The organism is Klebsiella sp. BIGb0149 (assembly GCF_004362605.1).
GTDB classification, from domain to species: Bacteria; Pseudomonadota; Gammaproteobacteria; order Enterobacterales; family Enterobacteriaceae; genus Klebsiella; species Klebsiella terrigena.
In genome coordinates, this window is sequence record NZ_SNYG01000001.1 from 636,637 (window position 1) to 650,542 (window position 13,906).

12 protein-coding genes are annotated in these 13,906 nt (G+C 59.3%); 7 read left to right on the forward strand and 5 right to left on the reverse strand.

Annotated elements, in window-relative coordinates; all coding sequences use genetic code 11:
* Window positions 1-6 precede the first annotated feature (6 nt).
* The 4 genes from gsiA (at window position 7) to gsiD (ending at window position 5,373) form a co-directional block, all read left to right on the forward strand.
* A complete protein-coding gene (gsiA, locus tag EDF75_RS03045; RefSeq protein ID WP_133596991.1) occupies window positions 7-1,863 on the forward strand; it encodes a glutathione ABC transporter ATP-binding protein GsiA in 1,857 nt (618 codons plus the stop codon).
* 37 nt (window positions 1,864-1,900) lie between these two features.
* Entirely contained in the window at window positions 1,901-3,442 is a 1,542-nt protein-coding gene (gsiB, locus tag EDF75_RS03050) for a glutathione ABC transporter substrate-binding protein GsiB (RefSeq protein WP_133596993.1), read from the forward strand.
* Between the two features lie 97 nt (window positions 3,443-3,539).
* Entirely contained in the window at window positions 3,540-4,460 is a 921-nt protein-coding gene (gene gsiC, locus EDF75_RS03055) for a glutathione ABC transporter permease GsiC (protein WP_041144732.1), read from the forward strand.
* A 1-nt stretch (window position 4,461) separates the two neighbouring features.
* Window positions 4,462-5,373, forward strand: a complete 912-nt coding sequence (gsiD, locus tag EDF75_RS03060; RefSeq protein WP_045854591.1) for a glutathione ABC transporter permease GsiD — start codon at window positions 4,462-4,464, stop codon at window positions 5,371-5,373.
* An 86-nt stretch (window positions 5,374-5,459) separates the two neighbouring features.
* Here the strand turns inward: gsiD and rimO are convergent, their stop codons facing one another.
* Window positions 5,460-6,785, reverse strand: a complete 1,326-nt coding sequence (gene rimO, locus EDF75_RS03065) for a 30S ribosomal protein S12 methylthiotransferase RimO (RefSeq protein ID WP_133596995.1) — start codon at window positions 6,783-6,785, stop codon at window positions 5,460-5,462.
* 127 nt (window positions 6,786-6,912) lie between these two features.
* On the reverse strand, window positions 6,913-8,151 hold the full coding sequence (locus EDF75_RS03070) for an oligosaccharide MFS transporter (RefSeq protein WP_166646132.1): 1,239 nt from the start codon (window positions 8,149-8,151) through the stop codon (window positions 6,913-6,915).
* A 408-nt stretch (window positions 8,152-8,559) separates the two neighbouring features.
* Here EDF75_RS03070 and bssR point away from each other — a divergent pair, with 408 nt between their 5' ends.
* Complete coding sequence (gene bssR, locus EDF75_RS03075) at window positions 8,560-8,943, forward strand: biofilm formation regulator BssR (protein ID WP_133596998.1); 384 nt, start codon at window positions 8,560-8,562, stop codon at window positions 8,941-8,943.
* Between the two features lie 102 nt (window positions 8,944-9,045).
* Window positions 9,046-10,161 carry a PQQ-dependent sugar dehydrogenase gene (locus tag EDF75_RS03080; protein WP_133597000.1) on the forward strand — a complete coding sequence of 372 codons (1,116 nt, stop codon included), beginning with the start codon at window positions 9,046-9,048 and terminating at the stop codon, window positions 10,159-10,161.
* 2 nt (window positions 10,162-10,163) lie between these two features.
* On the opposite strand, the gene EDF75_RS03085 is transcribed toward EDF75_RS03080, so the two are convergent.
* Window positions 10,164-10,784 (reverse strand): glutathione S-transferase family protein, encoded by a 621-nt coding sequence (locus tag EDF75_RS03085; protein WP_133597002.1) that lies wholly within the window; start codon window positions 10,782-10,784, stop codon window positions 10,164-10,166.
* Window positions 10,785-11,040: 256 nt separating this feature from the next.
* Here EDF75_RS03085 and dacC point away from each other — a divergent pair, with 256 nt between their 5' ends.
* The gene (gene dacC / locus EDF75_RS03090) at window positions 11,041-12,243 is read left to right on the forward strand and encodes a serine-type D-Ala-D-Ala carboxypeptidase (protein ID WP_045854600.1); all 1,203 of its coding nucleotides are present in this window, start codon (window positions 11,041-11,043) and stop codon (window positions 12,241-12,243) included.
* A 28-nt stretch (window positions 12,244-12,271) separates the two neighbouring features.
* On the opposite strand, the gene deoR is transcribed toward dacC, so the two are convergent.
* Together deoR and ybjG are read right to left on the reverse strand one after the other, a co-directional pair.
* Window positions 12,272-13,030: a DNA-binding transcriptional repressor DeoR gene (deoR, locus tag EDF75_RS03095; protein ID WP_045854601.1), complete on the reverse strand. Its 759-nt coding sequence runs from the start codon at window positions 13,028-13,030 to the stop codon at window positions 12,272-12,274.
* Window positions 13,031-13,150: 120 nt separating this feature from the next.
* Entirely contained in the window at window positions 13,151-13,744 is a 594-nt protein-coding gene (ybjG, locus tag EDF75_RS03100; RefSeq protein ID WP_133597004.1) for an undecaprenyl-diphosphate phosphatase, read from the reverse strand.
* Window positions 13,745-13,906: the final 162 nt, after the last annotated feature.

Genomic DNA, 13,906 nt, shown 5'->3' on the forward strand with positions numbered 1-13,906 from the left:
GGGACGTTGCCGCATAGTCAAGAAATCGACGCCAATGATGTGCTGCTGGTGCGCGATCTGAACGTGGCGTTCAGCCAGGAGCAGCAGACCTTTTCTGCGGTGCGGCATCTTTCGTTCAACCTGCGGCGCGGCGAAACGTTAGCCATCGTGGGCGAGTCGGGCTCGGGGAAGTCGGTCACCGCGCTGGCGCTGATGCGCCTGCTCGATGACGCCGCCAGCCAGGTCAGCAGCGACGCGCTGTGGCTGCGCCGGCGCAATCGTCAGGTCATTGCGCTGAGCGAACAGTCCGCTTCGGCAATGCGCCACGTGCGCGGGGCGGATATCGCGATGATTTTCCAGGAGCCGATGACCTCGCTGAATCCGGTATTTACCATCGGGGAACAGATCGCCGAGTCCATTCGCCTGCACCAGAATCTGGGCCATGACGAGGCCCTGCGCGAAGCGAAGAAAATGCTCGATCAGGTGCGGATACCGGAGGCGGAAGCGATGCTGTCGCGCTATCCGCATCAGCTCTCCGGCGGGATGCGCCAGCGGGTGATGATCGCCATGGCGCTCTCCTGCCGTCCGGCGGTGCTGATTGCCGACGAGCCCACCACCGCGCTGGATGTCACCATCCAGGCGCAGATCCTCCAGCTGATTGCCGTGCTGCAAAAAGAGATGGAGATGGGGGTTATTTTTATTACTCACGATATGGGCGTGGTGGCCGATATTGCCGACCGCGTGCTGGTGATGTACCGCGGCGAAGCGGTGGAGAGCGGAACGGTGGAGGATATTTTCCGCGCGCCTGCGCATCCTTACACCCAGGTGCTGCTGGCAGCCGTTCCGCGCTTAGGCTCGATGCGCGGCAGCGACCTGCCGCGCCGCTTCCCGCTGCTCAACCAGAGTGCGCCCGATGACGGCGAACAGGATACCGTTGTCGCCGGCGAGCCGATTCTGCAGGTGCGCGACCTGGTGGCGCGCTTCCCGCTGCGCAGCGGCATTTTGAACCGGGTGACCCGCGAGGTGCATGCGGTTGAAAAAGTCAGCTTTGACCTCTGGCCGGGGGAAACCCTGGCGCTGGTCGGTGAGTCCGGCTGCGGTAAATCCACCACCGGTCGGGCGCTGCTGCGGCTGGTGGCGACCGAGAGCGGGACTATCGTGTTTAACGGCGAGCGTATCGATACCCTGGCAAGCGGTAAGCTGCAGGCGCTGCGCCGCGATATACAGTTTATTTTCCAGGACCCGTACGCCTCGCTCGATCCGCGGCAAACGGTGGGCTACTCGATCATGGAGCCGCTGAGCGTACACGGCCTGCTGGCAGGCGAAGCGGCCCGTCAGCGCGTGGCCTGGCTGCTTGAACGCGTCGGCCTGCAGCCGGAGCACGCCTGGCGCTATCCGCACGAGTTTTCCGGCGGCCAGCGCCAGCGCGTATGCATTGCGCGGGCGCTGGCGCTGAATCCCAAAGTGGTGATTGCCGATGAGTCGGTTTCGGCGCTCGACGTCTCTATTCGCGCGCAGATTATTAACCTGATGCTCGATTTACAGCGTGAAATGGGCATCGCCTTTTTGTTTATTTCCCACGATATGGCGGTGGTTGAGCGCATCAGCCATCGCGTTGCGGTGATGTATCGCGGGCGGATCGTTGAGATTGGCCCGCGCCGCGCCGTATTTGAAAACCCGCAGCATCCCTATACCCGCAAGCTGATGGCCGCCGTACCGGTGGCCGACCCGGCGCATCGTCATCCGCAGCGCGTTCTGCTTTCAGACGAGCTGCCGGGCAACATCTATAAGCGAGGGGAAGAGGTAGCCAGCGCGCCGCTACAAGAGGTAGGGCCCGGGCATTTCGTTGCCAGGGAACCTGCCGCCGACGTGCTGGGCAGATAACAACGACACCAATAACGCAGCATTTCAGGAGAACAACATGACACAACGCGTATCACGCAAATGGTTGCTGGCGCTGGGCGTCGCTTCGGCGCTGGCGACGGCGCCGGCGCTGGCCGCAAAAGATGTGGTGGTGGCGGTCGGCTCTAACTTCACGACCCTCGACCCCTATGATGCCAACGACACCTTATCCCAGGCCGTGGCCAAATCGTTCTATCAGGGGCTGTTCGGCCTTGATAAAGAGATGAAGCTGGAAAACGTTCTTGCGCAGAGCTATACCGTTTCGCCCGACGGCCTGGTCTACACTATTAAGCTGCACCCGGGCGTCAAGTTCCAGGACGGCACCGACTTTAACGCCGAGGCGGTGAAGGCCAACCTCGACCGCGCCAGCAATCCGGAAAACCATCTCAAGCGCTATAACCTGTACAAAAATATCGCCAGCACCGAAGCGGTTGACCCGGCGACGGTGAAAATCACCCTTAAGCAGCCTTTCTCGGCGTTTATCAACGTCCTGGCCCACCCGGCTACGGCGATGATCTCTCCGGCGGCGCTGAAAAAATATGGTAAAGAGATTGGCTTCCATCCCGTCGGTACCGGGCCGTATCAGCTCGATACCTGGAACCAGACCGATTTTGTGAAGGTGACGAAGTTTGCCGGCTACTGGCAGCCGGGCCTGCCGAAACTGGACTCTATTACCTGGCGTCCGGTGGTGGATAACAACACCCGCGCCGCGATGCTGCAAACCGGCGAAGCGCAGTTTGCCTTCCCGATCCCCTACGAGCAGGCGCCGCTGCTGGCGAAAAACGACAAGCTGGAGCTGGTTGCCAGCCCGTCGATCATGCAGCGTTATATCAGCATGAACGTCACGCAGAAGCCGTTTGATAATCCGAAGGTGCGCGAGGCGATTAACTACGCCATCAACCGCCAGGCGCTGGTGAAGGTTGCCTTCGCCGGGTACGCCACCCCGGCGACCGGCGTCGTGCCGCCGTCCATCGCCTATGCCGAGACCTTTAAACCCTGGCCGTACGATCCGGCTAAGGCCCGCGAGCTGCTCAAAGAGGCCGGTTTCCCTAACGGATTCAGCACCACGCTGTGGTCATCGCATAACCACAGCACCGCCCAGAAGGTGCTGCAGTTTACCCAGCAGCAGCTGGCGCAGGTGGGCATTAAGGCGCAGCTGACGGCGATGGATGCCGGCCAGCGCGCGGCGGAAGTGGAAGGTAAAGGACAGAAAGAGAGCGGGGTGCGCATGTTCTACACCGGCTGGTCGGCCTCGACCGGTGAAGCCGACTGGGCGCTGTCGCCGCTGTTCGCCTCGCAAAACTGGCCGCCAACCCTGTTTAATACCGCCTTCTACGGCAATCCGCAGGTGGATAAAGACCTCACCGACGCCCTGAAGACGACCGACGCGCAGGAAAAAACGCGGCTCTACAAGCAGGCCCAGGAGATTATCTGGAAAGAGTCGCCGTGGGTGCCGCTGGTGGTGGAAAAACTGGTCTCCGCACACAGTAAGAACCTGAGCGGTTTTTATATCCAGCCGGATACCGGATTCAGCTTTGAGCAGGCGGATTTAGCCCAGTGACGGTGGTTACCTTTATCCCAACCCTCTCTCCCGGAGAGAGGGTGCCGGGCCTTGCTCCCTCTGCCGTTCGCGCAGAGGGGGCGGGTGAGGAGGGGCGATGCTAAATTATGTGCTTAAACGCCTGCTGGGGCTGATTCCCACCCTGCTGATCGTGGCGGTGCTGGTTTTTCTGTTTGTGCATATGCTGCCCGGCGACCCGGCGCGGCTGATTGCCGGACCGGAAGCCGATGCGCAGGTTGTCGCGATGGTGCGCGAGCAGCTGGGGCTCGATCGGCCGCTGCACGTCCAGTTCTGGCACTATATCACCAGCGTGCTGCAGGGAGATTTTGGCATCTCGATGGCCTCGCGACGCCCGGTGAGCAGCGAGATCGCCAGCCGCTTTATGCCGACGCTGTGGCTGACGCTGGCCAGCATGAGCTGGGCGGTGGTGTTTGGTATGGCGGCGGGGATTGCCGCCGCGGTGTGGCGCAACCGCTGGCCGGACAGGCTGGGGATGGCGCTGGCGGTGACCGGGATCTCCTTTCCGGCGTTTGCCCTCGGGATGCTGCTGATGCAGGTCTTCTCCGTCGAACTTGGCTGGCTGCCGACGGTGGGCGCCGATAGCTGGCGGCACTATATTCTGCCCTCCGTGACCCTCGGGGCGGCGGTTGCGGCGGTGATGGCGCGCTTCACCCGCGCCTCTTTCGTCGATGTGCTGCACGAGGACTATATGCGTACCGCGCGGGCGAAAGGGGTCAGCGAGACGCTGGTGGTGCTTAAGCACGGCCTGCGCAATGCGATGATCCCGGTGGTGACGATGATGGGGCTGCAGTTTGGCTTCCTGCTCGGCGGCTCGATCGTGGTGGAGAAAGTCTTCAACTGGCCGGGGCTTGGCCGGCTGCTGGTGGATTCGGTCGAGATGCGCGACTATCCGGTGATTCAGGCGGAAGTCCTGCTGTTTTCGCTGGAATTTATTCTTATCAATTTAGTGGTGGACGTGCTGTACGCCGCCATTAACCCGGCTATCAGGTACAAGTAAGGTGCGATTGCTCAACTGGAGAAGGCAGGCGGTTATTAACGCCATGCCCGGGATAAAACCCGGTCAGATACGTACGCCGTGGCACGAGTTCTGGCGGCGCTTTCGCCGTCAGCCGGTGGCGATGGGCGCCGGCGTGTTTGTGCTGCTGCTGATCGCGGTAGCCGTCGTGGCGCCGTGGGTAGCGCCGTTCGATGCGGAAAACTACTTTGACTACGATCGCCTCAACGACGGCCCGTCGGCGCTGCACTGGTTCGGCGTCGATTCGCTGGGCCGGGATATCTTCAGCCGGGTGCTGGTCGGGGCGCAGATTTCGCTGGCGGCCGGGGTGCTGGCGGTGCTGATCGGCGCGGCAATCGGCACCGTGCTCGGGCTGCTGGCCGGCTACTATGAAGGCTGGTGGGACCGGATAATAATGCGCATCTGCGACGTGCTGTTTGCGTTCCCGGGGATCCTGCTGGCGATCGCCGTGGTGGCGGTCATGGGGAGCGGGATGTCGAATGTGATCATCGCGGTGGCGATCTTCTCCATTCCGGCGTTTGCTCGCCTGGTGCGCGGCAATACGCTGGTGCTCAAGCAGCAGACCTTTATCGAGTCGGCGCGCAGCATCGGCGCCAGCGACGCGACGATCCTCTTCAGCCATATTCTGCCCGGCACGGTGTCGTCGATTGTGGTCTATTTCACCATGCGGATCGGGGTGTCGATAATCTCCGCCGCCAGCCTCTCATTCCTCGGCCTCGGCGCGCAGCCGCCGACCCCGGAGTGGGGAGCGATGCTGAACGAAGCGCGGGCGGATATGGTGATGGCGCCGCACGTGGCGCTGTTCCCGGCGATCGCTATTTTTCTGACGGTGCTGGCGTTTAACCTACTGGGGGACGGCCTGCGCGATGCGCTGGATCCGAAAATAAAGGGATAGGCTGAGAAGACGTCCGGAGAGGGCGCGCCGCGCCGCCTCCGGAAGGCTCCGGCTGGCGCTGACGCGTAGCCGGAGTAAGAAGCGGATTAAACCCGGCTTCCCCACAGGTCGTACTCGTCGGCGTGCTCGACTTTAACCCGCAGCACGTCGCCCGGTTTCACTTTGGTTTCGCCGTTCAGGTACACCGCGCCGTCGATTTCCGGGGCGTCGGCCATGCTGCGGCCAATGGCGCCTTCTTCGTCAACTTCGTCGATCAGTACCATGATTTCGCGGCCGACCTTCTCCTGCAGACGTTCGGCGGAGATCTGCTGCTGCAGCTGCATAAAGCGGTTCCAGCGCTCCTCTTTCACCTCTTCTTCTACCTGATCCGCCAGCTCGTTGGCGGTTGCGCCATCGACCGGGCTGTATTTAAAGCAGCCTACGCGGTCAAGGCGGGCTTCTTTCAGGAAGTCGAGCAGCATCTGGAAATCTTCTTCCGTTTCGCCAGGGAAGCCGACGATAAAGGTCGAGCGCAGGGTCAGGTCAGGGCAGACTTCGCGCCACTGCTTGATGCGCGCCAGCTGGCGATCGGCGGAGCCCGGGCGTTTCATCATCTTGAGGATCCGCGGGCTGGCGTGCTGCAGCGGGATATCGAGATACGGCAGGATTTTACCTTCCGCCATCAGCGGGATCACGTCGTCAACGTGCGGGTAGGGGTAAACGTAGTGCAGGCGCACCCAGATACCCAGTTTCGCCAGCTCTTCGCACAGGCTGACCATGCTGGTTTTCACCGGCATACCGTTGTGGAAACCGGTGCGATGCTTCACGTCAACGCCGTAGGCGGAGGTGTCCTGAGAGATAACCAGCAGCTCTTTCACCCCGGCGTCGGCCAGGCGCTTGGCTTCCGACAGCACTTCGCCGATTGGACGGCTCACCAGATCGCCGCGCATGGACGGAATGATGCAGAACGTGCAGCGGTGGTTACAGCCTTCGGAAATTTTCAGGTAAGCGTAGTGGCGCGGCGTTAGCTTAACGCCCTGTTCCGGCACCAGGCTCAGGAACGGGTTGTGCTTCGGCTTCGGCGTGTAGTGGTGGACGTGCTCAAGAACCTGCTCGTAGCTGTGCGGGCCGGTGATCTCCAGCACTTTCGGGTGAACTTCGCGGATCTGGTCGACTTTTGCGCCCAGGCAGCCGGTAACGATCACTTTGCCGTTTTCTTTTAAAGCTTCACCAATCGCTTCCAGCGACTCCTGAACGGCGCTATCGATAAAGCCGCAGGTGTTGACGATAACCATATCGGCGTTCTCGTAGGTAGGAACCACGTCATACCCTTCGGTGCGCAGTTCGGTCAGAATGCGTTCTGAGTCTACAAGGTTTTTCGGACAGCCAAGGGAGACGAAGCCGATCTTCGGCTGGTGCGTTACATTGCTCATAGCTTAAAAATTCATCATAAAGGAAGGTGTCAGGGCGGGATTTTACAGGTGTTTATCAAAAAAAGTATAGCAATGGTGCGTCAGATGATGAAAAAGCCCGGGAAAGACTCCCGGGCGCGATGAGACTTTAGGATTGGGCGGCGTCTCCCGCAGGCGCCGTGCCCGGCGCGCGGGGCTCTCGCTTATCACGCAGCGTGAAAACAGAGATCAGCGTGAACAGGCCGGCGATGCCGCCGAGGATATAATAGGTGCGGGCGAAGCCGATGGTGTCGTACAGATAGCCCGCCAGCGGAGAGTAGATGGCGGTGGCAATAGAGGCGACAAACAGCACCAGTAAATAGACCGTGGACGACAGCTTATTATCAAAGTTGGCGGCGATAAACTTGAACACGGATACCAGGATAAGCGGCTTTTCAAGGGCGTGCATCATTTTCACCGCGCCAATCCACACCGGGCCGAGCGGGATCGCGGAGCCGACGATCCTGACCGACATAATCATTCCGGCGATAATCAGCACCCATTTCGCGCCGGTACGGTTCACGAACCACGGCATCAGGCATAAAAAGAGCGTTTCGCCGCAGACCTGAATGGAGGCGAGGATGCCGTACCAGCGGTTACCTTCTTCCGGGGTGGCAAATTGCAGGGAAAAGTACTGGGCGAACTGCTGATCGTAGGTGTCGTAGATTTGCGTAACGAACAGGGTAAAGATTAGCAGCATCCAGAACTGACTATTCTTCGCGAGCTCCAGCGCGTGGCTCACCTTCAGGGCGCTGGTTTTTTCAATCTCGGCCTCGGTCAGCTCGACTTTGGTCAGCATGAAGCACAGGGCGGCAATAACGATGGCAGTGCTGGCCAGCCAGAAGGCGAGGTTGGGGTTGCTATCGATATATTTTCCGACGATCCATGCCGCCGCTGCCCAGCCTAAAGAGCCCCACATCCGCACCCGGCCATACTCAAAGTGATAGCGGCGGGAGATTTTATCGATATAGGAATCGATAACCCCGCAGCCGGAGTTAAAGATAATCCCCAGGTAGACCCCGCCCAGCAGCGCCCCCAGCCAGAAGCTGTGGACCAGCAGCGGGGCGTACAGATAGATAAAGAACGGGCCAACCGGCAGCAGCATGGCAACCAGAATCCAGATCAGCCGCTTTTTCAGGCCGAACTTATCAGAAATAAAGCCGAAGAAAGGCTGCATCAACAGGGCGATAAAGGCGTTTACCGAGTACAGCAGGCCGGTTTTGGTGGCGCTGATGCCCAGATGCTGGGTTGTCCAGATAACGAAGAACGCCATGGTAGATGACCAGGCGAACAGGTAGAGGAAATCGAAAAGACTCAACAAGATATAGTTTCTTTTGCCGGGCGTAATCATTTCAGTTCCTTCAAACGGGTAGAGGTTAGTGCCGCGAAGCGGAGATGTTCGCGTTTTTTATTTGTTTGTTATACGTATTACATTTAGAGGGGTGATATGACACCCGCCGGCACTAACGAGCAACATTAATAAGTGTTATTTGTGATCTTTACTGCAAAAAATGGCTTTAACTCCAACTTTATCAACCGATGATAATCACGCTCATAATGAGAGCGTATAACAAATTATTGTTTTTTGTTGGTTGTGTGACCGCGGAAGCAGCGCGTCGGGCGCGGGCAGTGTCAAACATTGCTGTAACATTGTAAATGATGTTAATTAACCGGGAATTATTGACCTCGCGCATGATTTTGCGCAAAAAACGACCATATTATAATTAGGGTAATGGATGACAGAGGAGGAACCCTGATGACCGTTGACAGACTGTATCGTAACCTTTTGAATAAGCTGATTAATGCCAACATTGATCTCGACGCTTATCTGCAGCTTCGCAAAGCTAAAGGCTATATGTCAGTCAGCGAGAATGAGCATCTGCGTGATAACCTGTTTGAGCTTTGTCGTGAACTGCGTGAAGGCGCGCCGCGATTGCAGCACGCCGTTACGCCGGAGGAAAGGGAAGCTCTTCGTCTTGCGGGTGAAGCCGTTGCTTCCGCGGCGGTTTGCCTGATGAGCGGGCATCACGATTGTCCGTCTTACATTGCGGTTAACGTAGAGACGCTAGAACGCTGCCTGGCGGGCTTGTCGCTAAACATTCATAAACTGAATGCATCAGCGCCAACGACCCGCGTCTGAACTCAGGGGGGCACGCCCCCCTGCTTAATGTTATGTAAAACTCCTCCTGCCGATCCCCTGCGCTGGCTACCCTTATCCCATTGCTGATAAAAGGAGTTCGCCATGCGCCAGACCGTAGCCCTGATAACCCTTGCCGCTCTGCTGTTACCTGCCGCCGCTGTCGCCGCCGAGAAGGTGCGCGTCGAGGTCCTGCAAAATAAGCTCGACCATCCGTGGGCGCTGGCGTTTCTCCCCGACCAGCAGGGGATACTGATCACCCTGCGCGGCGGTGAGCTCAGGCTTTGGCGTCAGGGAGAGGGGCTTTCGCCGGCTATTTCCGGCGTACCGCAGGTGTGGGCCAGCGGGCAGGGCGGATTGCTGGACGTGGCGCTGGCGCCGGACTTTGCCCACTCGCGCAGGGTGTGGCTGAGCTACGCGGAGGCCGGGGAGGATGGCAAAGCGGGAACCGCGGCAGGATACGGTCGCCTGAGTGAGGATCGCCGGCGGCTGGAGAATTTCAGGGTGGTATTTCGCCAGCAGCCGAAGCTCTCCACCGGCAACCACTTTGGCGGACGTCTGGTATTTGACGGTAAGGGGCATTTGTTTATCGGCTTAGGCGAGAATAACCAGCGCGCAACGGCCCAGGATCTCGATAAGCTGCAGGGAAAGGTGGTGCGTTTGACCGAGACCGGGGAGGTTCCGGCGGACAATCCGTTTGTCGGTCGCGCCGACGCCAGGCCGGAGATTTGGGCCTACGGTATTCGTAACCCGCAGGGGATGGCGATCAATCCGTGGAGCGATACCCTGTGGCTCAACGAGCACGGTCCGCGCGGCGGGGATGAGATAAACATCCCGCAGAAAGGTAAGAACTACGGCTGGCCGCTGGCGACGCACGGCATAAATTATAGCGGCCTGCCTATTCCGGAAGCTAAGGGGACGGCGGTGGACGGAACCGAAGCGCCGCTGTTTGTCTGGAAAACGTCGCCCGCCGTCAGCGGCATGGCCTTCTACGACTCGGCAACCTTCCCCCAGTGGCGGCACAAGCTGTTTATTGGCGCGCTGAAGGACCAGTCGCTGATTGTCCTCGACGTCAAGGGCAATAGCGTCAGCGAAGAGGCGAGGATTCTGCGCGATCGCGGCCAGCGTATCCGCGACGTTCGCGTCGGACCCGACGGCTATCTGTACGTCCTGACCGACGAATCCAACGGCGAACTGCTGAAGGTTAGCCCGCAGGGCTAGCCTCAGGTGACCGGGATCGCCACCACGCTGCGCCAGGCCTGGCGTTCGCTAATCTGCTGATACCAGCGCTGCAGGTGCGGGCGCGGTTGCCAGGTCGTGACGATGCTCATCAGGTTGTAGACGAACGGCGCAACGGCGATATCGCCGAGGCCGAATGATTCGCCGGAGAGCCACGGGAACGCCGCCAGCTCGTCGTCGAGGATGGCGAAGAGCGCTTCACAGGCGGCAATACCGGCGGCAATCGCTGCGGGATCGCGTTTCTCCTCCGGCGTTCTCACCAGCCCCATCAATACCGGACGGTGGGCGGGAGAGAGCGAGCCGTTGGCCCAGTCCATCCATTTGTCGCCCTGCGCCCGCCGTACCGGATCGTCGACCCACAGGCGGTTTTGCCCATACTGCGCCGCCAGATAGCGAATAATGGCGTTCGACTCCCACAGCACAAGGCCGTCGTCCTTCAGCAGCGGCACCAGGCCGTTCGGGTTCATCGCCAGATACTCCGCGTCGTGATTCACACCAAACTCCAGCCCCGCCAAAATCTGCTGATAGGGAAGGTCCAGCTCTTCCAGCACCCAGCGTACTTTTTTCACGTTAGTTGAATTGTTTCTGCCCCATAGCGTAATCATATCGGTTCCCGTTAGTTATTGAGCCGTCGTTGCAGCAAGGTGAGTCATCATGTTGGAATAAAGTTAATATATAGGCAATCGCGATCAAAAAAATTGCTCTGTTTTCAGCAAGACGCGAGGTTATTGCGTAAACTTTAAAAACTTTACCAACTCGCTGTTTCTTTAAGGTCATTTGTACGCTTTACTCACCGGCTGCTGCTGCGCCGATAGAGTGCTGCGGCATATTTTGTTTGGAAAGGATACTTGGGTGGCTCTTATGACGCATGATGCTTTTTCCCTTCGCGGCCTCGCGGCAGGCTGTGCTCTTCTCGTTCTCGTTGCACCTGCGGTACAGGCTGCAGACCAACTCCCCGACGCCCCGTCGATTGATGCGCGAGCCTGGGTCCTGATGGACTACGCCAGCGGCAAGGTGCTCAGCGAAGGCAATGCCGATGAAAAACTCGATCCGGCAAGCCTGACCAAAATTATGACCAGCTATGTCGTCGGGCAGGCGCTGAAAGCGGGCAAGATTAAATCTACCGATATGGTGACCGTCGGCCGCGATGCCTGGGCCACCGGTAACCCGGCGCTGCGCGGCTCGTCGGTGATGTTCCTCAAGCCGGGTATGCAGGTCTCGGTTGAGGACCTCAATAAAGGCGTCATCATTCAGTCCGGCAACGATGCCAGCATCGCGATTGCTGACTACGTCGCGGGCAGCCAGGACGCGTTTGTTAGCCTGATGAACGGCTATGCGCAAAAAATGGGCCTGACCAATACCACCTTTATGACCGTCCACGGCCTTGATGCGCCGGGCCAGTTCAGTACCGCCCGCGATATGGCGCTGCTGACCAAAGCGATGATCCACGACGTGCCGGAAGAGTACGCCATCCATAAAGAGAAAGAGTTTACCTTCAATAAGATTCGCCAGCCGAACCGCAACCGCCTGCTGTGGAACGCCAGCCTCAACGCCGACGGCGTGAAAACCGGCACCACCGCCGGCGCGGGCTATAACCTGGTCTCCTCGGCAAAGCAGGGCGATATGCGCCTGATTGCCGTGGTGCTGGGGACCAAAACCGACCGTATTCGCTTTAACGAGTCAGAAAAGCTGCTGACCTGGGGCTTCCGCTTCTATGAAACCGTGACGCCAATTAAGCCGGACGCCACCTTTATCACCCAGCGCGTGTGGTTTGGCGACAGCAGCGAAGCGAAGCTCGGCGCGGGTGAAGCCGGCTCGATTACCATTCCGCGCGGCCAGATGAAGAACCTGAAGGCCAGCTATGCCCTGAAGGATACGCAGCTGACGGCGCCGCTGACCAAAGGGCAGGTGGTAGGGACTATCGACTTTAAGCTCAATGACAAAACCATTGAGCAGCGCCCGCTTATCGTGATGGAAGCGGTCAACGAAGGCGGCTTCTTTAGCCGAATGATGGACTTCGTGCTGATGAAACTGCACGGCTGGTTCGGCGGCTGGTTCTCGTAATCCGCCGGTCGCGCCCTGCGGGGCGCGATCAGTACAGCAGTGAAATCTGTTTTTGCTTCGCCAGCGCCAGCAGGTCGTCGTCCGGACAGACGTCGCTGGCAATCACGTCAAAACGCGATAAATCGCCCATCCTCGCCGGCCTGACCTTACCGAATTTGCTGTGATCCACCACCAGCACGTGGTAGCGCGCGCTGCTCATCGCCCAGTGCTTAACCGGCAGCTCCTCGAGGTTGTAGCAGGTCGCTCCCTGCTCGCAGTCAATTCCCGCCGCCGAGTAGAAGGCGATGTCCGGGCACAGATGGCTCAGGGTATCCTGCAGGCTCAGCGGTTTAAAAATCGCGTTGCTGGCGTGAAACTCTCCGCCGCAGAGGATGGCCCGACAGTGGGGCTTTTCCTGCAGCGCAAGAAAGGTATTCAGCGAATAGCAGACGCCGGTAAACGGCAGGGCGTTATCAATCGCGTCAATGATCCACGGCGTGGTGGTCCCGCAGTCAAAAAAGGCCATCTGGTGGGCTTCAAGCAGGCCGGCTGCGTGGCGGGCGGCGCGGCGTTTTTCATCCACCAGGCGCGTCTTCTGGTCGCTAAGCAGGTAGTGCGTGGCGCTGCGCGGCTCGAGGACGATGTAACCGCCCAGCAGGACAACGGGGCCATTATGGCCGTTCAGGTCGCGACGGATGGTCATTTCAGAAACGCCAAGCAGCGCTGCGGCTTCTTTTAAGTGAAGCTTATCGCTGCGCTTGAGTGCCTGAATAAGCTGGCTGATGCGTTCATCACGACGTGTTTCCATAATCCCTCTAAGCTGAAATCGCCCTGCGTTGGCAGGGCGTCAGTGGGCAATTTTACCTGCCGGAAGGGGGTTAGTCACGCGTCTACAATTCGCGCCGAACGAGGGGCCGCCCGGCATGGGCTATTCGCGGACCCAGCCTTTGCGGATTGGCAGGGAGAAACAGAGGCGGTACAGGCGCTGCAGGTATTGATAGAGCGGACGGCCGCCGCTGTGCCACAGCAGCTGCGCGGCCAGGCAGCCGCACATGGCGGTCAGCAGGCCGCCGAGCATGTCCAGCGGCCAGTGCACGCCGAGATAGACCCGAGACCAGGCGATAGCCGCCGCCGCGGCCAGCAGCGCGACCCCGGAGCCCAGCCGATGCCAGAATAAGAAGGCCAGCGCGAAGGTAAAGCTGATGGTGCCGTGGTTGCTTGGGAACGAGTTATTCGGCGAATGGTGCAGGAACTGATAGCCGACGTCGGCGGCAAAGGGGCGCTCGTGGGGGAAGAGAAGGCCGAATATCCACGACAGCGCCAGGCTTATTGCCAGGGCCAGCATCACCTTAAATACCAGCTGGCGCCGGTTCGGTCTCCAGAGCCACAGTGCGGTCGTCAGTAGAGGAACAATCAAAATCAAATCTTTGGCGATCAGGGTGGCCAGCGTAATTGCCCACGAAGGTGAGGCGGGCGTGGCGTTGATCGCGGCGAACAGCGCGTAGTTGATATTTTCCAGCATTCTTTCAGGCTCTTGGGGTCCGATAACAATAAGCCGCCCACCTTATGAGACGATGGCGATGAAATAAAGCAGTATTGTCTTAATTATCAGCTTGTTATGATTCATTTTTGGGCTGGCGCCTTTGCTAACACGCCGGCTGCAATGAGTATAAGGCCTGTAACC